The sequence below is a fragment of the Frateuria sp. GZRe14 genome, assembly GCF_051900395.1.
GTDB lineage: Bacteria > Pseudomonadota > Gammaproteobacteria > Xanthomonadales > Rhodanobacteraceae > Frateuria_A > Frateuria_A edaphi.
Window position 1 is genome coordinate 116,889 of sequence record NZ_JBHZGJ010000002.1, and the last position, 20,327, is coordinate 137,215.

31 protein-coding genes are annotated in these 20,327 nt (G+C 69.6%); 9 read left to right on the forward strand and 22 right to left on the reverse strand.

The features are described from left to right. Positions 1 to 267 precede the first annotated feature (267 nt). Positions 268 to 933, reverse strand: a complete 666-nt coding sequence (trhA, locus tag ACFWZ1_RS14725) for a PAQR family membrane homeostasis protein TrhA (RefSeq protein WP_439666991.1) — start codon at positions 931 to 933, stop codon at positions 268 to 270. 101 nt (positions 934 to 1,034) lie between these two features. After that, on the reverse strand, positions 1,035 to 1,469 hold the full coding sequence (locus tag ACFWZ1_RS14730; RefSeq protein WP_231326054.1) for a hypothetical protein: 435 nt from the start codon (positions 1,467 to 1,469) through the stop codon (positions 1,035 to 1,037). A 190-nt stretch (positions 1,470 to 1,659) separates the two neighbouring features. On the opposite strand from ACFWZ1_RS14730, the gene ACFWZ1_RS14735 reads away from it, so the two are divergent. The 3 genes from ACFWZ1_RS14735 to ACFWZ1_RS14745 all read left to right on the forward strand — a co-directional run bounded on the left by ACFWZ1_RS14735 (position 1,660) and on the right by ACFWZ1_RS14745 (position 4,405). Then, the gene (locus tag ACFWZ1_RS14735; protein WP_439666992.1) at positions 1,660 to 2,319 is read left to right on the forward strand and encodes an energy transducer TonB; all 660 of its coding nucleotides are present in this window, start codon (positions 1,660 to 1,662) and stop codon (positions 2,317 to 2,319) included. Between the two features lie 89 nt (positions 2,320 to 2,408). Beyond that, on the forward strand, positions 2,409 to 2,978 hold the full coding sequence (locus ACFWZ1_RS14740) for a cysteine dioxygenase (protein WP_439666993.1): 570 nt from the start codon (positions 2,409 to 2,411) through the stop codon (positions 2,976 to 2,978). A 23-nt stretch (positions 2,979 to 3,001) separates the two neighbouring features. Continuing rightward, a complete protein-coding gene (locus tag ACFWZ1_RS14745) occupies positions 3,002 to 4,405 on the forward strand; it encodes an FAD/NAD(P)-binding protein (protein WP_439666994.1) in 1,404 nt (467 codons plus the stop codon). 68 nt (positions 4,406 to 4,473) lie between these two features. Here ACFWZ1_RS14745 and ACFWZ1_RS14750 read toward each other — a convergent pair whose 3' ends face one another. Further along, entirely contained in the window at positions 4,474 to 4,842 is a 369-nt protein-coding gene (locus ACFWZ1_RS14750; protein WP_439666995.1) for a hypothetical protein, read from the reverse strand. 80 nt (positions 4,843 to 4,922) lie between these two features. On the opposite strand from ACFWZ1_RS14750, the gene pncA reads away from it, so the two are divergent. Beyond that, positions 4,923 to 5,555, forward strand: coding sequence for a bifunctional nicotinamidase/pyrazinamidase (gene pncA / locus ACFWZ1_RS14755; protein WP_439666996.1), 633 nt, complete (start codon positions 4,923 to 4,925; stop codon positions 5,553 to 5,555). A gap of 30 nt (positions 5,556 to 5,585) precedes the next feature. Here the strand turns inward: pncA and ACFWZ1_RS14760 are convergent, their stop codons facing one another. Beyond that, positions 5,586 to 5,774: a CPXCG motif-containing cysteine-rich protein gene (locus tag ACFWZ1_RS14760; protein WP_439666997.1), complete on the reverse strand. Its 189-nt coding sequence runs from the start codon at positions 5,772 to 5,774 to the stop codon at positions 5,586 to 5,588. A 77-nt stretch (positions 5,775 to 5,851) separates the two neighbouring features. Between ACFWZ1_RS14760 and ACFWZ1_RS14765 the strand changes: the two genes are divergently transcribed. After that, the gene (locus tag ACFWZ1_RS14765; RefSeq protein WP_231321619.1) at positions 5,852 to 6,115 is read left to right on the forward strand and encodes a hypothetical protein; all 264 of its coding nucleotides are present in this window, start codon (positions 5,852 to 5,854) and stop codon (positions 6,113 to 6,115) included. A gap of 17 nt (positions 6,116 to 6,132) precedes the next feature. Here the strand turns inward: ACFWZ1_RS14765 and ACFWZ1_RS14770 are convergent, their stop codons facing one another. The 8 genes from ACFWZ1_RS14770 to ACFWZ1_RS14805 all read right to left on the reverse strand — a co-directional run bounded on the left by ACFWZ1_RS14770 (position 6,133) and on the right by ACFWZ1_RS14805 (position 11,302). Then, positions 6,133 to 6,594 (reverse strand): PIN domain-containing protein, encoded by a 462-nt coding sequence (locus tag ACFWZ1_RS14770; protein ID WP_439666998.1) that lies wholly within the window; start codon positions 6,592 to 6,594, stop codon positions 6,133 to 6,135. Positions 6,595 to 6,604: 10 nt separating this feature from the next. After that, positions 6,605 to 7,336 (reverse strand): HAD family hydrolase, encoded by a 732-nt coding sequence (locus ACFWZ1_RS14775; protein ID WP_439666999.1) that lies wholly within the window; start codon positions 7,334 to 7,336, stop codon positions 6,605 to 6,607. 83 nt (positions 7,337 to 7,419) lie between these two features. Beyond that, positions 7,420 to 7,575: a DUF3309 family protein gene (locus ACFWZ1_RS14780; RefSeq protein WP_275045640.1), complete on the reverse strand. Its 156-nt coding sequence runs from the start codon at positions 7,573 to 7,575 to the stop codon at positions 7,420 to 7,422. A 332-nt stretch (positions 7,576 to 7,907) separates the two neighbouring features. Continuing rightward, positions 7,908 to 8,282, reverse strand: a complete 375-nt coding sequence (locus tag ACFWZ1_RS14785; protein WP_231321626.1) for a YciI family protein — start codon at positions 8,280 to 8,282, stop codon at positions 7,908 to 7,910. Positions 8,283 to 8,343: 61 nt separating this feature from the next. Continuing rightward, the gene (locus tag ACFWZ1_RS14790) at positions 8,344 to 8,898 is read right to left on the reverse strand and encodes a hypothetical protein (protein ID WP_231321627.1); all 555 of its coding nucleotides are present in this window, start codon (positions 8,896 to 8,898) and stop codon (positions 8,344 to 8,346) included. Between the two features lie 114 nt (positions 8,899 to 9,012). After that, entirely contained in the window at positions 9,013 to 9,204 is a 192-nt protein-coding gene (locus ACFWZ1_RS14795; RefSeq protein ID WP_231321628.1) for a KGG domain-containing protein, read from the reverse strand. 659 nt (positions 9,205 to 9,863) lie between these two features. Next, positions 9,864 to 10,478, reverse strand: a complete 615-nt coding sequence (locus tag ACFWZ1_RS14800; protein ID WP_231321629.1) for an OmpA family protein — start codon at positions 10,476 to 10,478, stop codon at positions 9,864 to 9,866. Positions 10,479 to 10,759: 281 nt separating this feature from the next. Continuing rightward, complete coding sequence (locus ACFWZ1_RS14805; protein WP_439667000.1) at positions 10,760 to 11,302, reverse strand: hypothetical protein; 543 nt, start codon at positions 11,300 to 11,302, stop codon at positions 10,760 to 10,762. A 198-nt stretch (positions 11,303 to 11,500) separates the two neighbouring features. On the opposite strand from ACFWZ1_RS14805, the gene ACFWZ1_RS14810 reads away from it, so the two are divergent. Then, positions 11,501 to 11,710, forward strand: a complete 210-nt coding sequence (locus tag ACFWZ1_RS14810) for a hypothetical protein (protein WP_231321631.1) — start codon at positions 11,501 to 11,503, stop codon at positions 11,708 to 11,710. Positions 11,711 to 11,738: 28 nt separating this feature from the next. Here the strand turns inward: ACFWZ1_RS14810 and ACFWZ1_RS14815 are convergent, their stop codons facing one another. Continuing rightward, positions 11,739 to 11,960, reverse strand: a complete 222-nt coding sequence (locus ACFWZ1_RS14815) for a hypothetical protein (RefSeq protein WP_231321632.1) — start codon at positions 11,958 to 11,960, stop codon at positions 11,739 to 11,741. A gap of 254 nt (positions 11,961 to 12,214) precedes the next feature. Between ACFWZ1_RS14815 and ACFWZ1_RS14820 the strand changes: the two genes are divergently transcribed. After that, positions 12,215 to 14,569, forward strand: a complete 2,355-nt coding sequence (locus ACFWZ1_RS14820; RefSeq protein WP_439667001.1) for a PAS domain S-box protein — start codon at positions 12,215 to 12,217, stop codon at positions 14,567 to 14,569. A gap of 36 nt (positions 14,570 to 14,605) precedes the next feature. Here ACFWZ1_RS14820 and ACFWZ1_RS14825 read toward each other — a convergent pair whose 3' ends face one another. The 7 genes from ACFWZ1_RS14825 to ACFWZ1_RS14855 all read right to left on the reverse strand — a co-directional run bounded on the left by ACFWZ1_RS14825 (position 14,606) and on the right by ACFWZ1_RS14855 (position 17,492). Beyond that, complete coding sequence (locus ACFWZ1_RS14825; protein WP_439667002.1) at positions 14,606 to 15,127, reverse strand: GNAT family N-acetyltransferase; 522 nt, start codon at positions 15,125 to 15,127, stop codon at positions 14,606 to 14,608. Next, positions 15,124 to 15,324 carry a hypothetical protein gene (locus tag ACFWZ1_RS14830; protein ID WP_439667003.1) on the reverse strand — a complete coding sequence of 67 codons (201 nt, stop codon included), beginning with the start codon at positions 15,322 to 15,324 and terminating at the stop codon, positions 15,124 to 15,126. Before ACFWZ1_RS14830 ends, ACFWZ1_RS14825 begins: the two co-directional genes overlap by 4 nt. Further along, the gene (locus tag ACFWZ1_RS14835) at positions 15,321 to 15,734 is read right to left on the reverse strand and encodes a hypothetical protein (protein ID WP_439667004.1); all 414 of its coding nucleotides are present in this window, start codon (positions 15,732 to 15,734) and stop codon (positions 15,321 to 15,323) included. Before ACFWZ1_RS14835 ends, ACFWZ1_RS14830 begins: the two co-directional genes overlap by 4 nt. Positions 15,735 to 15,814: 80 nt before the next feature. Further along, on the reverse strand, positions 15,815 to 16,024 hold the full coding sequence (locus ACFWZ1_RS14840) for a hypothetical protein (RefSeq protein WP_231321642.1): 210 nt from the start codon (positions 16,022 to 16,024) through the stop codon (positions 15,815 to 15,817). A 78-nt stretch (positions 16,025 to 16,102) separates the two neighbouring features. Next, positions 16,103 to 16,372, reverse strand: a complete 270-nt coding sequence (locus ACFWZ1_RS14845) for a hypothetical protein (protein WP_439667005.1) — start codon at positions 16,370 to 16,372, stop codon at positions 16,103 to 16,105. 127 nt (positions 16,373 to 16,499) lie between these two features. After that, positions 16,500 to 16,937 carry a GNAT family N-acetyltransferase gene (locus tag ACFWZ1_RS14850; protein ID WP_231321646.1) on the reverse strand — a complete coding sequence of 146 codons (438 nt, stop codon included), beginning with the start codon at positions 16,935 to 16,937 and terminating at the stop codon, positions 16,500 to 16,502. 87 nt (positions 16,938 to 17,024) lie between these two features. Beyond that, the gene (locus ACFWZ1_RS14855; RefSeq protein ID WP_439667006.1) at positions 17,025 to 17,492 is read right to left on the reverse strand and encodes a DUF1203 domain-containing protein; all 468 of its coding nucleotides are present in this window, start codon (positions 17,490 to 17,492) and stop codon (positions 17,025 to 17,027) included. Between the two features lie 163 nt (positions 17,493 to 17,655). Here ACFWZ1_RS14855 and ACFWZ1_RS14860 point away from each other — a divergent pair, with 163 nt between their 5' ends. Both ACFWZ1_RS14860 and bla read left to right on the forward strand, forming a co-directional pair. Beyond that, positions 17,656 to 17,844, forward strand: coding sequence for a hypothetical protein (locus ACFWZ1_RS14860; protein WP_231321651.1), 189 nt, complete (start codon positions 17,656 to 17,658; stop codon positions 17,842 to 17,844). Positions 17,845 to 17,972: 128 nt separating this feature from the next. Continuing rightward, the gene (bla, locus tag ACFWZ1_RS14865) at positions 17,973 to 18,848 is read left to right on the forward strand and encodes a class A beta-lactamase (protein WP_439667007.1); all 876 of its coding nucleotides are present in this window, start codon (positions 17,973 to 17,975) and stop codon (positions 18,846 to 18,848) included. Between the two features lie 106 nt (positions 18,849 to 18,954). Here bla and ACFWZ1_RS14870 read toward each other — a convergent pair whose 3' ends face one another. Then, on the reverse strand, positions 18,955 to 19,368 hold the full coding sequence (locus ACFWZ1_RS14870) for a hypothetical protein (protein ID WP_439667008.1): 414 nt from the start codon (positions 19,366 to 19,368) through the stop codon (positions 18,955 to 18,957). A gap of 21 nt (positions 19,369 to 19,389) precedes the next feature. Further along, positions 19,390 to 20,310 carry a M14 family metallopeptidase gene (locus ACFWZ1_RS14875; RefSeq protein WP_439667009.1) on the reverse strand — a complete coding sequence of 307 codons (921 nt, stop codon included), beginning with the start codon at positions 20,308 to 20,310 and terminating at the stop codon, positions 19,390 to 19,392. Positions 20,311 to 20,327 lie beyond the last annotated feature (17 nt).

Sequence of the window (20,327 nt, forward strand, 5' to 3'; positions counted from 1 at the left end):
CCTCCAAGAGCGTGAGACTGACCAAGCAAAGCGAAGCGCCACCTAGCTCTTATCCCTCACCGGGCTCGGCAGGCCATTTCTTTTGGCTCCTTTCTTTGGGCCAGCAAAGAAAAGTGACTCGAGCGCCGGCAGGCGATCAAAAGCCCGCCGCAGGCGAGCCAAGTCGCGGGGAACCCCGCAGGACATCAAGCAAGGCTGCGCTCACGCGAACAGTCCCGCGAGGCCCGGCCCTCACCCGGAAGGGGAGAGTGAGCTGAAACCTGGCGCTCAGTCAGAAATGACATAGAGCAGCACGGCCAGATAATGCAGCACGCTGCCAGCCAGCACGAAGCCGTGCCACACCGCGTGGTGGAATGGCACCCGCTTGCACAGATAGAACGGCACACCCAGCGTGTAGGTCGCCCCGCCCGCGATCAGCAGGATCAGCCCACCCGGCGCCAGATGCGTGCGCAACGGCTCGAACGCCACCAGCGCCACCCAACCCATTGCCACATAGATCGACACCGCCAGCCAGCGAGTCCGGATCCGCCGCAACAGCCCCAGCTCCAGCGCACTGCCGGCCAACGCCAGGGCCCAGATCGTGCCGAACAATCCCCAGCCCCACGCCCCCGGCAACACGATCAGCGTAAAGGGCGTATAGGTACCGGCGATCAGCAGGAAGATCGCGATGTGATCCAGCGTGCGCAGTACCCGCCGCGGCAATTCGCCGGGAATCGCGTGGTACAGGGTCGAGGCGGTGTACAGCAGGATCAGCGTGCTGCCGAACACCGCGCTGGCAACCACCGCCCTTGCGTCGCCACGCAGCGCGGCGAACGCCACCAGTGTCGCCAGTCCGCCGATGCTGAGCAGGATGCCGATGCCATGGATCAGCGTGCTGGCCAGTTCATCGCCGAAACGGTAGCGCGGCGTGCTGGCGACGGAAGGCGCGGGCATGGCAGGGCTCCAGGATGGAAAGGCCAGGCGACCACCCTACCATACCCACGCGTACTGTTTCTTGCGACGGACGTCTGGACGTCCCTTTCGTCGAGCCGGGTCTACTGCTCGATGATGAACGCCCCGAACGCCACGCCAAGGTTCCAGCCCTCGCCCTTGCCGCTCAGCGCCAGGCCCACGTTGCCCTTGGTCAGCGCCTGCGCGCCGGCCGACTTGACCGCGCCGGCGTGCGCCTCGGCGTTGGCGTAGTGGCCGAGCACCTCGTGGATGTCGTAGACGCCGGTGAACTTGCCGATGCCGTTGTCGATATGGGTCTTGCCGAAGGTGAGCCCGCCGCCCTTGGCGCTCAGCTTCACGTGCATGGTCTGGCCGTTGCTGCAGCGGATCGTGCCGCTGCCCTTGGCGGTCTTGTAGAAGACCGACCAGCCCGACAGCGAAAAGGTCATCTTGCAGGAGATCTCGCCCGCGTGCGCCGGAGCCGGCGCCAGCGCCAGTCCGCCCACCAGCAGCGCCAGCGCGCCCAGTTGTTTCCACATGGTCATGATTGCCTCCCGTTCGGCCCCCGCGGCCGCGCCGGGCGATTGTGCGGCAAGACCACGGCGCCGGGAATGCTTGCGCCCGGGCGATCGGCGGGCCTAGGCTGGAACCGCGCCGGCACGATTCCCTCTGCCCCGGTCCCTCTACACGAGGCAGCGTGCCTGCGCCACAAGCACAGGAGGATCGCCCATGTCGTCCGCAGTCCTGGCTTCATCCCGCACCCACGCCCATCCCGACCTGGTCCGCATCACCGCGCTGAGCGCGGCGATGGCCATCAACCTTACCGTGTTCATCGCCGCCACCCGGCCGTTACCGCCGCTGGCCCTGCCCCGCCTGGACGCGCCGGCGCTGAGCGCGCGCTTCGTCCCGCCCAAGCCAAAGCCGGTCGAAACGCCGCCGCTGCCGGCCGTGACGCCGGTGACGCGGCACGCGCCGGTGCACATCACTGCGCCCGTCGCCACCACGCTGCACATCAGCGACGAAGGGACCGTGGCGGCGCCACCGATCCGCATCCCCACGATCGCGCCACCGGCGATCAACGCGACGCCGGCCACCGTGCCGGGCGAGCCGGTCGAGGCCAGCCTCGCCTACCGCAGCGCGCCACTGGTCTTCCCGCCGCAGGCGATCCACCAGCACATGCACGGCACCGTGCTGCTGCGCGTGCTGGTGGACGAAGAGGGCAAGCCAGTCGATGTGATCGTGGAGCAGAGCAGCGGCTACAGGTTGCTCGATCGCAGTGCGCGTGAGCAGGTGCTCGCGGGTTGGCGCTTCCAGCCCGCCAGCGTGGACGGCCATGCGGTGCGCGCCTGGGCGCGGGTGCCGGTGAGTTTCGAGCTGCGCAAGCTGTAAAAAGCCGCCCAGCTTCGCGCACCCAGATGTTACGACTGCTTAACGGCGCCCATGATCCACTGGGCGCCGTTCTTCGTACGGTCCCATGCATGGCAAACCACAGGCAAAGTTTGAAGGCGCTGCGTCATATCGCGCTGACGCACTGCCGAGGGGAGCACCCCGACCTGGCCGCCCTCGCCCGCGAGCTAGGCAGCGCGGTCCGCGTCCACGCCGACGGCCTGGATGAACTCGCCGCCCGTGCCCGCATCACCGGCGCACCACGCATCCGGCCGCTGCGCACCGGCACCCAGCACGTCCAGTTGCTGCTGATCGCGTGGCCGGCAAACCATGTCTCCGCGCTGCACGATCATGGTGCGCGCTGGGGGCTGGAAATTCCCCTGCACGGGGCGCTGGAAATCGAAGCCTGGCGTCGCCAGAACGACGGCGGCGATCCGCTGGCACACGGGCGCCATTGGCTCGGCCCGGGCGACGCGTTGTGGTTCGACGCCGACCAGTCGCGCCTGCACCGCTGCCGCAACCTTTCCGGTCGCGAGGCCGCGCTGAGCCTTCACCTGTTCGGCGGCGCTCCCGGCGCCGGCCTGGCCTATGCCCCGCCCCCCTCCACCCGGCAGCGGATGCCTCCCACGCGGCCGGCCATCGCCGGCTCGCTGCCGGGCTGACCGCCGGCCACCGGAGAGTCGCCATGTTCCGACGGGTCGCCATCATCGGCGGCGGTGCTTCGGCCGTCGCGCTGCTTAGCGAGCTGGTCGACCGGGCCAGTGGGCCGCTGCACCTGGACTGGTACACCGGCGGCGCGACGCATCCCGGGCGCGGCATCGCCTACGGGACGGCCTCGACGCGCCACTTGCTCAATGTGCGTGCGGCCACGATGGGGATGTTCTCGCGCCGGCCGCGCGGCTTCCTGGATTTCGCCCAGCGCCTCGATCCGCAGGTGGCCGGTACCGATTTCCTGCCACGGCGCCTGTATGGCGACTACCTCGAAGACGAGGTGGCACACGTGCTTGCGCAGTCGCGCAGCCGCGGCGTGGATGTGCGCGTGGTGCCGTTCGCGGCCGATGCGCTGGTGCCCGAGATCGACGGCGTCACGGTGATCCAGGGCGAGCGCGCCAGTCGCGCGGACGCGGCGGTGCTGGCCATCGGCGCATTGCCGGTGCGACCGCTCGAGGGCGTCGACGCCGCACTGGTGGCCGAGGGCCGCTACGTCATCGATCCCTGGGCGTTGCTGGCACAGGCCGGGTCCGATCCGGCGCCACGCGAAGTCGCACTGGTCGGTCTCGGGCTGACCGCCGTGGACGTACTGCTGGAACTGGCCGATCGCTGGCCCCATGCGCACTTCACCGCCATCTCCCGCCACGGACGCCTGCCCGCCGCGCACCTGCCCGTATCGACGGTGCCGGACGACGATGGCGGCGCGCTGCTCGATGCCATGCACGAGGCGCCCGAGGTCCGTCGCTGGCTTCGCCTGTTGCGCGAGGCGATCGCCGCCAGCGACGACTGGCGCGTGGTGATCGACGGCCTGCGTCCCTCCACGCCCGGATTGTGGGACGCGCTGCCGATGCCGGAACGCGCACGGTTCCTCCGCCATGCCCGCTGGGCCTGGGAACGCGCGCGCCACCGCATGCCGCCGCAGGTCGAGCGGCAGGTACTGGCGCTCGAACGCGAAGGGCGGCTGCGACGGGTGAGCGGTCGCGTTACCGGCGCCGAGGCGTTCGAGGGGCGCGTGGAACTGCATGCATGGCACGCCGGTGCGCGCACGCCGGTACTCGCAGACATCGCGATCCAGACCGTGGGCCTGGACACCGACCTGCGCAACACGGTCCACCCGCTGATCCGGCAGATGGTCACCAACGGCCACGTCACTCCCGATCCGCTGGGCCTCGGTTGCCAGGCGACGCCGGATGGTCGCCTGTGCCGCGAAGGGACACCGTGGCCGCGCCTGTTCGGCATCGGCAGCCTGTTGCGCAGTGCACGCTGGGAATCGATCGCGATGCCTGAAATCCGGCTGCAGGCGCGGATGCTGGCCTCGCAGATGCTGGAGCCGGACGCTGCGCCGGCACGTCGGCGGCTCGCTTCGCAGCCTGGTTGAAGGCATCGGGCGGGCTTCAGCCCACCCTGTCCCGTCGCGACAGGCGGTGGGCTCACGTCCACCCTACGTCACTTGCGTCGCGTCACCCATTCGCTGGCCATCCAGGCGAGCCCGACGCCGATCGCCACGCCGGCCAGTTCGCACAGCACGCGCGTGCCCAGGCCATCCGGATCGTGCACCTCGGCCAGCTTCACGCGCAGCAGCTGCACGGACTGCAGGCGCGCGTAGTTGAAATAGAAGAGGTCGGCCAGGTCGCCGCTTGCGGCGAGCGCGACGCCGAGCACATAGGCCCATGCCATCTGCGCGCCATGGCTCCAGGCCTGGCGCGTGCGCCAGCGGAACAGCAGGAAAAGCAGTGCGCCGGCCACCGCCGCGATCAGGCCCGCCTGCAGGCCGCCGGTCCAGCCATAGCCCATCCAGGATTGGTCGTAGTGCATCGCCGTCCGCCGTTGGTGAAGCGGCATTATGCAGGGTGCTTTCGCGCCGCCGCATGGGGGCGACCCACTACACTGCCCCGATGACGCAACCGCCTTGCCCGCACGACACTGCACTGATCCTCGTCGACGTCCAGCCGGACTTCATGCCCGGCGGCCCGCTGGCCTGCCACGAGGGCGACGCGATCATGCCGGGCGTCGATGCCCTGCTTCGCGCCCGCCGCTACCGCCATGTCGTCGCCACGCAGGATTGGCACCCGCGCGAGCATGTTTCCTTTGCCGCCAACCATCCGGGTCGGGCGCCGTTCGCGCAGATCACGTTGCACGGCCAGCCGCAGACGCTGTGGCCGACGCACTGTGTGGCGGGCACGGCCGGCGCCGCGCTGCACCCGGCGATCGACTGGACGCCACTGGATCTCGTCGTGCGCAAGGGCACCGACGCCGGGGTCGACTCCTACAGCGCCTTCCGCGAGAACCATGGCCCCGGCGGCGCGCGCCCGCCGACGGGACTGGCCGGCTGGCTGCGCGAGCGCGGCGTGACCGAGGTGCACGTGTGCGGACTGGCGCGCGACGTGTGCGTGCTGTGGACGGTGCAGGATGCGCTGGCGCTGGGCTTTCGCGCCCACATGCTGTGGGAGCTGACGCGGCCGGTGACGCCCGCCAGCGACGAGGACACCCGCGCCGCGCTGGCCGGGCTCCTCTTGCCTGAGGGTTGAAGGTTCGACCGCGTGCCTGCGGTGACCGGATCAGGCCTCGTTCTCGCCCGATACCGTCGCGCGGGGTTCGCCCTCGTCGTCCGCGCTGACGTGCACGCTGATTGGCCGGCAGCACACTTGGCAGTCCTCGATGTAGTGCTGGTCGCCGGCCGAGGCGTCGAGCACGAGTTCGATCGGCTCGCCGCAGTACGGGCACTGGACGGTCTGGGATGTCAGCATGCTCCTCTCCTCGCTCGATGCGCGCCGAAGGCTGGCGGGCCGCGGGATATACTGCCGCTCCGCTTCCAGTGACCGCCATGGCAGAACGCCACTTCGACCGCTATTTAGTCCGCTCCGGCGCCAGCGCCGAAGGCTCGCGCTACACCGCCTGGCTGGCCGTGTCGCCCACGGACAAGCACGGCTTTCCGGTGTACTACGCCATCTGCGAAAACCGCAGTTTCCGTGAACAGGCCAAGGCCGAGCAGGCGGCGGCCGATGCGCTGGCCGCCATGCTGGCACTGGAAGAAGACGGCACGCCGGTGTTCCCCGAAAACTACACGGGTTTCGCGGACAGCCCCTGAACAGGCGCGTCCGCGCGCTATACGGCGGACGCTGGGGCCTCCGGATACGACGCCCGCCACGCCTGCGGCGTCACGATGGCAAAGCCATGCTCGCGCAGGCAGCGGCGGTTCCATGCCAGCAGCGCACGATCACGGCTGAGCAGCCAGCGCGCGCCGGCGCATGCCGCCAGCTCGAGGAATTTCTGGTCGTCCGGGTCGGCGCAACGCGGCAACCGCACCGTGGCCATCCGGGCTTCGGGCAGCCGCCGCACCAGCGCGTCGAAGGCGGCGATCGCATGAGCCCGTACGGCCTCCTCCAGCGCCAACTGCGGATAGCCCAGCACCATCCGCCATTCGTCTTCGCAGGCCGCCACGGTCACCGCTTCGATGGCACCGCCTTGCAGCGCCGCGGCCAGGCCCGCGCAACGCGGATCGGCGAACACGAACAGGTCCAGGCAGACGTTGGTGTCCAGCACCACGCGCGGCGGCGAGCCAGCCATCGCGGCCGACTCAGGAGGCCGTCAGCGAGGCGGCCGCGCGCTCGGCGAGCCGCGCCACCGCGGCGGGAATGCCGGCGGTGTCCTCCACCGTGACGAAGCGCTCTTCCTCGCCGCTCAGGCCCGTCTCCAGTTCGTGCGCCCAGGTCACGTGGTAGGGCATGTGCACGCCCCAGCCGCCCAGTGCCAGCACCGGCTCGATGTCCGAGCGCAGCGAATTGCCGACCATCGCGAACTGCGCCGGCGCCAGGTCGAATTCGCCCAGCACGCGACGGTAGGTGCGCTCGTTCTTTTCCGAAACGATCTCGATGCGCCGGAACAGGTCCGACAAGCCTGATTCGGCGACCTTCTTTTCCTGGTGGAACAGGTCGCCCTTGGTGATCAGCACGATCGCGTGCCGCGCGGCCACCGCTTCGACCGCCTCGCGGATGCCGGGCAGCAGTTCCACCGGATGCTCGAGCACCGCCTTGCCCAGCTGCACGATGCGGTGGATGTCGCGCGCCTCGATGCGCGCCCCGGTGAGGGCGATGGCGGTTTCCACCATCGAGAGCGTCATGCCCTTGGCGCCGTAGCCGAACAGCTTGAGGTTGCCCCGCTCGGTGGCCAGCATGCTCACCTGCACCTGGCTGTCGGTGACGTCGATGTAGCGGGCGAGGATGGCCTGGAATTCGGCGCCGGCTGCCTGGTAGTAGCCCTCGCTGTGCCAGAGGGTGTCGTCGCCGTCGAATCCGATCAGTTCCAGCATGGGTGTGCGCCGTGGTGGGAGCTGCCCATTCTCCCACGCACGGCACGCACGTGGCCGCCCCGGATGGCGGCCACCTCAGGACGTCAGTGGAAGACGCCCAGCAGCCAAAGCACGATCACGATCACGATGATCAGGCCCAGGCCACCGCTGGGGCCGTAGCCCCAGGAGCGCGAGTAACCCCAGGTCGGCAGGCCGAGCAGCGCGAGGATCACCAGGATGACCAGGATGGTAACCAGCATTGAATTACTCCTTGCCGTTGAGAGTGCTTGCATCGTGCGCGCCACACCCGTCTAGGGGGTGTGAGGCGGCCGAGCGGAAAACGTGCAGGCGCCAGGCAGGCACACTGCCGCTCCGGCAAAGGTTCGGGAAGGGTGAAGCACGCGCCAACGGCGGATGATCCGGCTCGGGCAAACCGCGTCCGAATCCCTGAGACAGCGACCGCCTATCGTGCCTCGGCCGTCGCGGTCCCTCCGCCGCCGGCGTCCGATCTGCTTGGCAGTGGCTCGGTTCTTCAGGCCGCGCCCAGTGCAGGGCGCGGCCTTTTTTTAGGTGGCCATTTCAGGCGATCGTTTCATGCGCCCACGCGCTCGCGCACCGCGTCCATGTCGCGCACCGGGCGTACCTCGATCGCGCCGATGCGCGCCCACGGGAAGGCCTGTGCGATACGCATCGCGTCATCCAGGTCCTCGGCCTCGATCAGGTTGAAGCCGGCCAGGTATTCCTTGGTTTCGGCGAACGGCCCGTCGAACACGGTGGTGCGTTGCTGGCGCACGCGGAACGAGCGGGCGCTCGAGGGCGGCTCCAACTGCTGCGAATCGAGCACGCAGCCATCGGCGCGCAATTCGTCGGCATGCGCCAGGCAGCCGCGCATGAGCGAATCGAACTCGCCCTCGGGCAAGGCCTGCAGCAGGGCGTCGTCGACGTACACCATCATCAGGAACTTCATGGACGTTTTCCGGCGAGGTGGGGGCGGCCGATTATGGCCGGCCCCGGCATCCGATGCAGCCTCAGTGCAGGCGCGCCACCACCTGCTTGCCCAGCGCCAGCACCGCGGGGTGCAACGATGCGGGGTCGCGCTCGTCCACGCGCAGGTTGATTTGCCCCTGATAGGCGCCCACGCGCAGCTTGAGCCCGGCGGCACCTTCGGCGTCGGAAAGGAAGGCCTCGTCGCCAAGCCCCGGCACCGGGGTGACAGCCATGCCGCGATCGGTGAAGTCCTGGCGATGCGCGGCCAGTGCCTGTTTCGCCTGGTCAGGCGATGCCATGCGGGTGAAATCGATCAGCAGCTTGGTGCGGTAGTCGCCCGGCTTCGGCTGGTGCAGGTACGAACACATGCCGCCGGCGCCGGGCGTCTGCTCGGTGACGGTGTCGGCGCCATTGGCCTGCAGGATGCCTGCCACGTCGGCCACCGGCATCAAGCTGCACAGGTCCAGCGGCTGGTCGGCTGCTGCGGGGGCAGCGGCGGTTGGCGCGCCGGCGGACGTGTCGGCTGCCTGGTCGTGCGACGAACAACCGGCCAGCAGCAGGCCGCCCAGCACCAGCGCCACGTGGAATCGCTTCATCGGATGTCCTCCCAGATGCCGCACATCGCGGCGGGCCGATCATAGACGGGCAAACGCCGGACAAGCGAAGGGCGGCCCGATGGCCGCCCTTCGCATTTACATGGACTGATGGGGTCAGTCGTTCTTGTGGCTCTGCTGGCCCGCCTTGACGTGTTGTTCGTGCGAGCCGCCGCTGCTCTGCTGGCCAGCGCGCACGTGCTCCTCGTGCGTGGCGTGATCGCCGCCACCGGCCCTGCCACCCTTGCTGGCAATGGAACGCTGCTTTTCTTCGTCCATCGATGCGAAACCGCGCTTGTCATCACTCATGCGTTTCTCCTGTCGTCTGGAAGGAAAGTCCGCTCATCCGGCGGACCCTTTCCACCCTAGCGATCGGGCCATAAAGAAGCCCTTAGCCTCGGGTCAACGGGCTCCTCGACAGCCTTCCGTTCACGCTGGTCGCCCGGCGCATGTACAAACACCGCATCCTTCTGTCTCGCCGGCAACCACCCACGCCAGCGCCCGTATGCGGGCCACTTCCCAAGCCAGAGCAGACTCCCTCGATGCCGCGATCCGTCCGCGACCCGGATAGATCGGTGTATGAATGGACGTCTATACGTCCGTTATAAGGACCGTAGCCGCCGAATGGCGATCGCCTGTCCGAATGACACCATGACACGTCCCGTTCCGCCGCGCGGTTCGCGGGAACATGGCCGGCGGAACTGCTGAAAATCCATCGCTCACGGCGAGGGCCCGGCCGTACCTGTACGCGATGGGGTAGATCGAGCGGATCGCGATGCCTGGCCTCGCCAGCCTCGGAATTCATGCGTCCACGGCAGGAGCTTCCTGAGTCGGACTCGCAACAGCCGGCGTCGAAGGCGCTGCCCCCCCCCGGCACCCGCCGAATGAGCGAATGGCGGGCCGGAGCCCACCATTCGCTGGAAAGACACGTGTGACCCGACGCTCGGCCCGAGCGCCGGTCCGGCTGATCAGCCGGTCGTGCCGGAGGACATCGACTGGTCGCCGCTCGACTGCCCGGCAAAATCCACCACCAGCGTCACGCGACGGTTGGAGGCGCCTTCCTCGCGCGTCTTGCCGCGCTCGACCTGGCGATCGCTCGCCTCGCCGTAGCTGACCGCACGCAGGTGATCGGCGGACAGCCCGTTCTGCGCCAGGTAGTCGCGCACCGCTTGGGCCCGACGCTCGCCGAGGCGACGGTTGTAGCTGGACGAGCCGGCCGGGTCGGCGAAACCCTCCACCGTGATCACGGCATCGGGATAGTGCTGGCTGACGACCTTGGCGAAGTCGTCCAGCAGCGGCTTGTCCTCGTCACGCAGGGTGGCATCGTTGAAGGCGAAGTGCGCCGCGGTATCCAGTCTCACGCGGCCGGCCATCTGCGAGATCTGTGCGTCGTACTTGGCGAAGCGCTGCTGCATTTCCTGGGTCAGCGAATCGAGCTGCTGCTGCTGCTTCTGATCGTTGGCGCGCAGTTCGGCGATCGCGGCATCGTAATCGGCCTTCTTCACGTAGTTCGTGCAACCGCCGAGCGCGATCGCGGTGACGACCAGCGATCCCGCGGCCCACCGGAATGTCGAATTGACCATGTGCGCCTTCTCCTTCGTGAGCGAGCCCTTGGCGGGTGCCTGCCCTTCGGACAGCCACCCACCGTGTCGGCCCAGAAGCTCGGACCGTAGCACTGCCGGTCGCGCGCTACCTTGACGTTGCCTGACTCGGACGGCCAGGCGTACGCCACTGCTTGTAGGCGGATGTGTTTCGTTCATTGTCGTGCAAGACATGCATGCGCCTCGACGACATGAACGTCGGTCCGGCTGGCGCGAAACCTCATACCCCCCTTCCCTCGAAGGGGAGGAGAAAAGTGCCGGGCTCAGATCTGCGGGTCGCGTTGCGCGTCGTTGCCACTCTGGCCGCCCTGGATCACGCCCTCGTCGGCTTCCTGCCCAGGCATGCGGGGCGGTGCCATGCGCGCCGGGCCGCCCGGTGAGCCGGCGGTGCCGCCGCGGTTGGGCGAATCCGCGCCGGTGGTCCGTTCGGCCGGATCACGCGGTGCGCCGTGCACACGGGTGTCCTGCTGCGCGCCCAGGTCGGCGGCAGCCCCGGGGTTGCGCGAAGCCGGCACGCCGGTGCTGTCGCTGGAGACATGCCCGCCGTCGTCGCCGCTGAAGCCCTGCTCGACGCTGCCCTTGCGCGCCGGACCGCCCTCGTCCAGCGACAGGCCCGGCGGATCCACGCGCGGCAGGCCGCCGGGCAGCCCGGCGGCGGCATCGAAGTCCTCGCGCGCCGCCTGGGCGACCTTGTGGCTGATGCCCCCCTGGCTCTGCGTGTTCGAACCGGCGGTCTTGCCCCCGGCCCCGGCATCCATCGGGCCGCCCATCGGTTCGCGGCCGCGATCGTCGCGTTGGTTGCTCATAGCTTTTTCCCTTGGCTGTGCGTACCGGAAAGTCTGGTCCGACGGCCGTAAGCGCAGCGTCGAAGCGCGCCAGCGGGCTCATCGCCACGGCCGTAGCCTTCGCATTACAGGCATCTAACAAGGTTCGGTGCACATTCAGCATTCCAGGCAGCGATCAAAGCGCCGCCAAGGCCCGGTTCGACGGTTCAGGATGCGCATATGAGCACGCATGCACAGCTTCCCCATCCATCCCTGTGGCCCACCAACCGGTGGCGCCAGCTGGCGCTGCGTATCGGCCGCCAGCTGGGCCTGATCGCCGATCAGGCACCCGCGCTCCCGCCCACCCGTCGGCAGCAACTGCTCGCGGCGCAGGACCGCCGACGCGCCGAGCAGCGCCGTGCGGCCCAATTGGCACGCGGCCACCGCTGATCCCGGACGGAACCGCCCTCGTCAACTCTCAGGGTCCGCAAACCCAGTAATAAAAGTCCTGCGCGATGACCTTCTCGCCGGCCTCCTGCGCGTACCCGTAACGTGCGTGTTCACCGCGCGCCACGATCTGCCGGGCAAAGGCATCGGCCAGGCGCCGGGTCGGATCGCGGCCGAGCAGGAACGCACGGAAACCGTCGTAACGGGCCCGCTCGGTCCTCGCGTCGGACTGGATGATGTGATCGGCATCCACCGGGGCTGACTCCTTGCCGGAAAGACATGCCGGCGCACGTACCACCGCTCGCCTGGCACCGCCAGCCTACGTTCGTCCGGGTGAAGCTGCCGCGCGCGATCGGTCGTCGGCGCCTGCATCGAACTGACGCGCGCCACCACCGCCGACGGAACCTACACGTTCCTTTGCCCCGCGCAGTCAGACGCTGGGGTCGCTTGCGCATTCCCGTGTCCGCGCGAGCGACGCCCGACACGCCCTGGGACCGCCTCCGAGCCATGTCCCCTCACCGCGATGCCACCGACGAGCACGGCCGCCCCCAACGGGAGGCCCGCCTCGAACAGGAGAACGCGCGCTTGCGTGCGGCGCTCGAGCGTGCCGGCGTGGATGTCGACGCAGCGCTGGGCGAGGCCGATGTCGCGCGCCAAGCGACCCGGCAGGCGCATGACGACGCAGCCACCGCCGCCCAGGATCACCAACGAGCGATGGAACGGGGCCGTGAAAGGCTGGCCGATGCGGAGGCCCTCAATGCCGACCTGCGCCGAAGCAATGCCGCGCTGGCGGCCAGCCAGGCCGCCCTGAGCCGGAGCCGGGAACGGTTCCACGGCCTGTTCGCCATGAATACGCTCGGGGTGATGATCTGGGGAGCGGACCTGACCCTTGCCGAAGTGAACGACGGTTTCCTGGCGATGACCGGATTCACCCGCGAGGAAGCGATCGGCCTGTCCTGGCAGGCGCTGACGCCGCAGGAGTTCCACGCGGTCTCGCTCCGCGCCATCGAGCAGCTTAAGGCCACCGGGGAATGCACTCCCTACGAGAAGCAGTACCTGCGCAAGGACGGTTCGCGGTGGTGGGGCCGTTTTGCCGCGCGCAGGGTCGGCGAGGTGACGCTGGGCGTGGTGCTGGATGTCAGCGACCGTCGCGACGCACAGGAGGCCCTGCGCGAGAGCGAGGAGCAGCTGCGCCTGATCGTGGAGAGCGCCCGCGATTACGCCATCCTCGCGACGGATCCGGAAGGCATCATCACGCGCTGGCTACCCGGCGCGACCGCCGTGTTCGGCTGGTCCGCCGAGGAAGTCATCGGACGGTCCGCAACCTTCATCTTCACTCCCGAGGATCGCGCCTCGGGCCGCCCCGTCAGGGAAATGGCGACCGCGCGCGAACACGGTGTGGCGCCGGACGTGCGCTGGCATCTGCGGCGCGACGGCTCGCGGGTGTTCATCGAGGGCCACATGATGGCGCTGCGCGGGCCGGGCGGCGAACTGCGCGGCTACCTGAAGATCGGCCAGGACATCACCGAACGCTGGATGGCCGAGGAACAGCTGCGCGAGAGCGAGAGCGCGCTGCGCCACCTCAACGAAACCCTGGAAGCCCAGGTCGACGCGCGCACCGCCGAACTGCGTCAGGCCGTGGAAGCACTGCATGCCGAGGCGGTCGACCGCATGCAGATCGAAGAGGCGCTGCGCCAGGCGCAGAAGATGGAAGCGGTCGGCCAGCTCACCGGTGGCCTGGCGCACGATTTCAACAACCTGCTGACCGGCATCGTCGGCAGCCTCGATCTGCTGCACCGGCGCACGGCGCAGGGACGCTACAACGACCTGGACCGCTACATCGCCGCCGCCCGCGGCGCCGCGGACCGCGCGTCGGCGCTGACCCACCGCCTGCTGGCGTTCTCCCGGCGCCAGACGCTCGATCCGCGCCCGACCGACCTCAACGCCCTCGTGCACGGCATGGTCGAGTTGCTCCGGCGCACCATCGGTCCGCACATCAGCTTGGAGGTCGAACGCGCGGAGGACCTGTGGACCACGCTGTGCGATCCCAACCAGCTGGAAAACGCGCTGCTCAACCTGTGCATCAACGCCCGCGATGCCATGCCCGGCGGCGGGCGCCTGGTCATCGATACCGGCAACACGCGCCTAGACGCCGCGGCCGCCAAGGGGCTGGACATGGTGCCGGGCGCGTACGTCGCGCTGCGCGTGACCGATAGCGGAACAGGCATGCCGCCGGAGGTGATCGCGCGCGCCTTCGACCCGTTCTACACCACCAAGCCGCAGGGCCAGGGCACCGGACTGGGGCTGTCTATGGTGTACGGCTTCGCGCGCCAGAGCGGCGGCCAGGTGCGCATCGAGTCCACGCCCGGGCGCGGCAGCGTGGTGACGATCTACCTGCCCCGCCACAAGGGCCAGCCCGCGACCGACGCCGGCATCACCGACCTGGCGAGCACGCCCCAGGCCTGCGCCAACGAGGCCGTACTGGTGGTCGACGATGAGCCGACGGTTCGCATGCTGGTGGGCGAGGTGCTGCGCGAGCTCGGCTACACCGCGATCGAAGCGGGCGACGCGGCCTCGGCGTTGCGGGTGTTGCAGTCGCAGGCGCGCGTGGACCTGCTGGTCACGGATATCGGTCTGCCCGGCGGTATCGGCGGGCGGCAGCTGGCCGACACGGCAAGGGCGTCGCGCCCCACGTTGCGCGTGCTGTTCATCACCGGCTATGCCGAACACACCGCGCTCGGCTCCCTGCAGCCCGGCATGCAGGTGATGGTCAAGCCGTTCGCCATGGATGCGCTGGCCGCGCGCATCCGCGACATGCTCGGTGGCGCGCCGCCCCAGGGCGCTCCTCCCACGGCGCGCTGAAGCCTCTCGCGACGATGGGCCGCAGGGGGACGGGCGTCACCGCAACACGAGGCTGAAGCCAAACACCGGCAACTCGCCCTGCATGAAATCCAGTTCCGGCGCTCGCTCGAAGCCCAGCCGCTCGTACATGCCCCAGGCGACCTGCATGGCGCGGGTGGTATGCAACACCACGCGTGCATGGCCGCGCTCGCGTGCGCGCTGGATGCAGGCCTCGGTCAGCGCCCGCCCCACGCCCAGGCCGCGCGCCGCCGGCGCCACGCCCAGCAGGCGGATGCCCGAGGCGTCGGGGAGCGTGCCGGCGCTGCCGCCCGAGCCGTAGTGCGCCATGTCGCCGAAATAGACCACGCCGCCGAGCAGCCGGTCGTCGGCGTCCAGCGCCACCAGCAACTGCGCCCGTGGCTTGCGGGTGAACTCGCCGATGTTCGCCAGCAGGGCGTAGTAGCGCGGCTGTTCGTCGGGACCGGGAAAACCCTCAAGCCGCGCGTACACGTCCACCAGCAGGCGCCCCAGCGCATCGAATTCCCCGGGGCGCGCCTCGCGGATGCGCACGCCGGTCATTGGTCGCTCGAACGCACCCGCGCGAGACCCGCCGGCGTCAATTCCAGTACCGGTGCGCCTTCGCAAACGTGCTCGGGCCGGCGCACCAGCCCGGCCAGCGTGAGCCGCGCCACGGCCGATTCCGGCACGGTGGCGCCCTGCCCTTCGGCCACGCGGGCGAGGTGGGCCAGGTCCTCCAGGTCGAGCTTGTCGGTCATCGTCGGCGTCCTTCGGTCGCGTTCCCGGGCCTGCGCGCAAACGGCCACCAACCCGTGCCCCAGCGGGCATAGCGATCGGCCGCCCGCTCGAACCGATTGTGCACGCTGACGCCCCCGCACAGCAGGTACAGCGGCAGGAACAGCGGGCCCAGCACCATGTACTGGTACACGTGCGCGCGCTCGTGGTCGGCCAGCGACACGCGCGGTTCGACCGCGTGCCCGGCGCGATGCGCGTAGGTCGGGCAGGCCACGTCCAGGCTGTCGCCCGTGTGCAGGATGACGTTGCCCAGGGTCAGCGCGCCGCCGGACGTCCACGGCATCCGCACGAACACCAGCGCGAGTTCGCGTGGGCGCCATCGCACGCGCGCGCCCGCCATCAGGCCGATACCGCCGGCAAGCAGTCCGAGCAACGTGTTGGGCGAGGCCCACAGGCCGCCCAGCGCAAGGCCGAGGACGCCGGCCAGGCGCGGTTGATGGCGTGCGTGCGCCCTCAGCAGGACCCCACCAGTTCGTGCGCGAACGAACTGGCCGCCGCCATCGCCTGGTCCTCGTCGCGGAAGTGTTCGCCGGGCACCACGCGCATGGTGCCGTCCGGGAGACGCACGGTGACGCTCAGCAGGCCGTCGGCCTGCTCGTTGAGGATCGCCACGAAATGCTTGCCGCTGTCCTCGAAGGTGCGCTCATGGTGGGTGTGCTGCATGGAAAGCTCCTCGTGGTGGAATGGTTCCATCTTGCGGGCGGCCATCGCCAACGCAAGCAGGCACGGCCGCAGCCGCAACTAGACCTGCAACGGGCCGGGCGGGAAAGGAAGCGGGATCAACGCGGTATCGCCCTGCTTGCGCTTGGCCGCCGCGATGCCTGCCTGGCAACCGGCTTCGGCCGCCTCGAACAGGTCCGCGTACGGGGCGCCGTTCCGCACGGTGTCGGTACGGATCAACGGCAGGCCGGGCTGGGCCCGCAACAGGGCGAACTGGCCGACAAAGCCCGGCCCGTCGGCGGGCACGATCCACGAACCCACCACCACGATGTTCCCGACGAGGTATGCCATGCATCCGCTCCTCCGCCTCGGCGTGCCCATGGTGGGCTCGCGCCACATCACGCCAGCATGAAAATCATGCGGACAAGGCGGTGAAGTGTGACCTCCTGCTCACGGCAGGCGCCGATCGCGCAGGCGTTCAGGCAGGCGACGGCAACAGGGAGGTGCGGAACTGGAAGCACTCGATGCCCAGTCCCTCGCGGAAGTAGAACCGGTGCGCCTGCTCACGCACCACCCGGGAGATCAGTTGCAACTCGCTGCAACCTTGTGCGCGCCCGGTTTCCTTGAGCCAGTCCAGCAGCCGCGCGCCGTAGCCGCGCGAACGCACGCGCGCGTCGGTGACGAAGTCGTCCACGTACAGCAGGCGGCCGCAGTAGAGCATGTGCATGATGCGGTATCCGGCCACCGCGCGGACCTCTCCCTCGTCCACCAGACAGGCCAGGCGGAATCCGTCGGACTGCATCAGCTCGCGTATCCGCCGAACATACGCGGCGCGTTCGAGCGATGGCCTGAGCTGCACCATCACGTCGAAGGTACTGGCGATCCCGGCATCGGTTTCGACCTGTTCGATGATCACGGACGTCTCCGGAAGATGTGCGCGGCCAATGTAGCGATTTCCATGGCAGGCGGTTACCCGGCTCATCCGTCGGCGCCGTCAGCGCCCTCAGGCGCGGTCGATGCGCGCCGCGTAGCAGCCCCGCATGGCGTAGTGCGCGTGCAGGTAGTCCACGCCCGGCCGGGCGAACAGGCGCCCGATCGCCGCGTCCATGTCGGAGCCGTCGACCAGTTCGGCCTCGACCATCATGTGGCTGGCGTCGAACGCGCGCAGCGAGATCGTGCGGATGCGGATGACGTCCGGGATGTGGTCGACGGCGTCGTAGGCGGCGTCGGCACCCTCGCGCACGAAGATGGCATGGCTGGCGCGGAACGGCGTGTCGGCAGGTTGGTGGGTGTAGTTCAGCAGCAACGCCGTCTCGCCGGGCTCGAGGTCGCGCAGCTCGATGCGGTCGGGGAAGCCGGGCGCGTGGTCGACCACGTAACGGCGTGCGCCGGCGGCGGCCAGCGCCGCTTCGTCCAGGCCGAACAGGTGGCGGAAGGGTTCGGGCGAAAGCCCGCGGATACGGAAGGCCATGACGAACTCCAACGGAGTGGGATCGCGCAAGGCTAGGTCGTGCGCTGCCACCGGGCACTCCGGTTCTTGCGCAGGCCGCCCGCCGCCGCAGCTCGACGCCGCGCTCACGCGCACTTTCGCGCGTGGGCCGAGAATGGCTGCAAATCATCGATGGGAGCAGCGCATGAACACGTCCAATCCCGGCAAGGGCGACGAGGCGGACCGCAAGCAGCGTGCCGGCGCCGATCCCGGCAAGGCGATCCCCAAACGCCCGGCGGACACGACCGCCAGCGGCGATGCCACGAACGACACCGGCGAGGACAACCAGCGCCAGAAGGGCGAGCGGCCCGCGGACGATTACGTGCGCCGCTGAGCCCGACGCATCGTTGCCGGGCGACGAGACCCCGGCGCCCGATGCCCGCCAATTGCCCGCGCCCCAGCCGCTGGCAGGCTCAAGGATCCCCCAGGATCGCGTCTTCGTTCCTGCCGAAGGCGACCCACATGAAACGCCGCGACTTCATCAAGGGGAGCCTGCTGGGCGCCCTGCTCCCGGCCGCACTGGCCCAGGCGCGGCCGGACGCAGCCGCCGCGCCCGACGCGGCCGCCCGCCTCGCCGCGCTGCAAAGGAGCCACGGTGGGCGCCTGGGCGTGGCCATCCTCGACACGGGCAGCGGCCGGCGCGCGGACTGCCGCGGCGACGAGCGGTTCCTGATGTGCAGCACTTTCAAGGTGCTGGCCGTGGCTGCGCTCCTCGCGCGGGTCGACCGCGGCGATGAGCGGCTGGACCGGCGCATCGTGTTCGGTCCGAACGTATTGCTCGACTATGCGCCGGTCACCCGGCTGCATACCGGCGCTCCGGGCATGACGGTCGAGGCGCTGTGCGCGGCGACGCTCACCCTCAGCGACAACACGGCCGCCAACCTGCTGCTCGACGCGCTCGGCGGGCCGCAGGCGGTCACCGCCTTCGTGCGCGGACTGGGCGACACCGTGACCCGGCTGGACCGCACCGAGCCGGAACTCAACGTCACCCGTCCCGGCGACCTGCGCGACACCAGCACGCCGCGCGCGATGCTCGACACCCTGCGGCACCTCCTGCTGGGCGAGGCGCTGGGCGCCGCGTCCCGGGCGCGGCTGCTCGGCTGGATGCGCGGCTGCCTGACCGGCACCGACAAAGTGCGTGCCGGCCTGCCCGCCGGCTGGAGCGCGGGCGACAAGACCGGCAGCGGCGCGCAGGGCGAAACCAACGACATCGCCATCCTGTTTCCGCCGGATCGCCCGCCGCTGCTGGTCACCGCCTATTACGCCGCGCCCGCCATCGACGCGCGCCAGCGCGGTGCGGTGCTTGCCGAGGTGGGACGGATCGCCGCCGCGCTCTAGCGGGCGATGCTCTCCCGCACGTGGTCGCTTCGACTCCGGCGCTTTGCGCCTACGCTCGTCGCGAACGGATGGGAGATGCAACCTGGAGTTGGCGCGCGCTGGCGCGTCAGCGTCCGATGTATGCTGTGCGGCGAAAGCGCAACGCGGACCAGTCCTGATCGATGGCGACCTGGCGCACGCTGTCGAAGCCCAGGGAGCGGATGACGTCCCATCCGCTGTCGCGATTGAACTCGCACTGGTAACGCCGGGATGCCGCTTTCGGATAGGCGAACCACAGCACGGCATCGCCCTCGGCCTTGGCCGCCAGCACCCGCGACATCGCGTCCAGCTCGCGCTGTGTCGTCACGAAGGCCAGCGCGAACGCCACGCTTGCCGTGCCGGCCGGGTCGCGCAGCACGCTGACGCCTTCGAGCGCCTGCAACTCCGGCTCGAAACTGGCCGGCGCGTCGACGACCAGGATCGCGGCCTGGCCTTTCAGGTTGAGCTTGGCGAAGACGGGCGGCACGGTCGGATCTTTCATCCCCAGCCAGCGCGATCGCGGTTACGCGTGCGCGAGCGCGAATTCGATCGCCGCGCGGACGGCGGCTACCTGCGCCTCATTGCACTGCTCCGCGGTCGCCTTCGGGCTGTCCGGATAGACCTCGGTGGTGGTCTTGTAAGGCGCATCGGTGATGCCGGCGCACAACCCCAGCTGCCTGAGCGGGTAGCGGATGACCCCCGGCGCTACCACGGGCGAACCGATGATCTCGCCGTTCGCGTCGGCCGGCGCAATGTGCGTCACCTTGGCCACGGCCGCGATCACCGCCTGCTGGAACGCCGGCTGCGGGTTCACGCTGTCGTCGACCAGGTAGAAGCCATCGGGGATCTCGCCGGGTTCGAAGGCTTCGCCGTCGCGCGCGGCGAGCGCGGGGCGGAACTCCGACTCGTCCGTATCGGTGGTCTCGTGCAGGTCCACGTGCACCCGGACGCGATCGCGCAGCGGCGCTACCAGGCGCATGAGCGCGGCCGATTCCTGAGCCGGGCTGTCCTCGCGGAAAGAACGGTTCGGGTCGATCGCGTGCGCGTTCCAGCGGTGGATCCGCTCGTAGGCCCACGGGCTGACGCACGGCGCGATGAGCAGGTTGACCTTGCCCTCGTAACTGGCCGCGTGCTGCTCCGCAAAGCGCAACGCACCGTGCACGCCGCTGGTTTCGTAGCCGTGCACGCCGCCGGTCACCAGCACGCAGGGAAGATCGTCGCGCCAGTTGCGGTTGCGGATCGCGAACAACGGGTAGCTGTCGGGCGGATAGTCCAGGCTGCCGTACTGTTCGACGTCCAGCCGCGAACGCAGGCGATCGATCACGGCCAGCACCTCGGTCTCGTAGCTGCGCTGGCGGGCCTGGCGCGACAACCACGCGGCCACTTCCGCCGGTCCCCAGGGAACACCGGGCGTGCCGATCGGGTAGGGGGCCTGGTTCGTCATCGCGTCGCTCGCTCTGC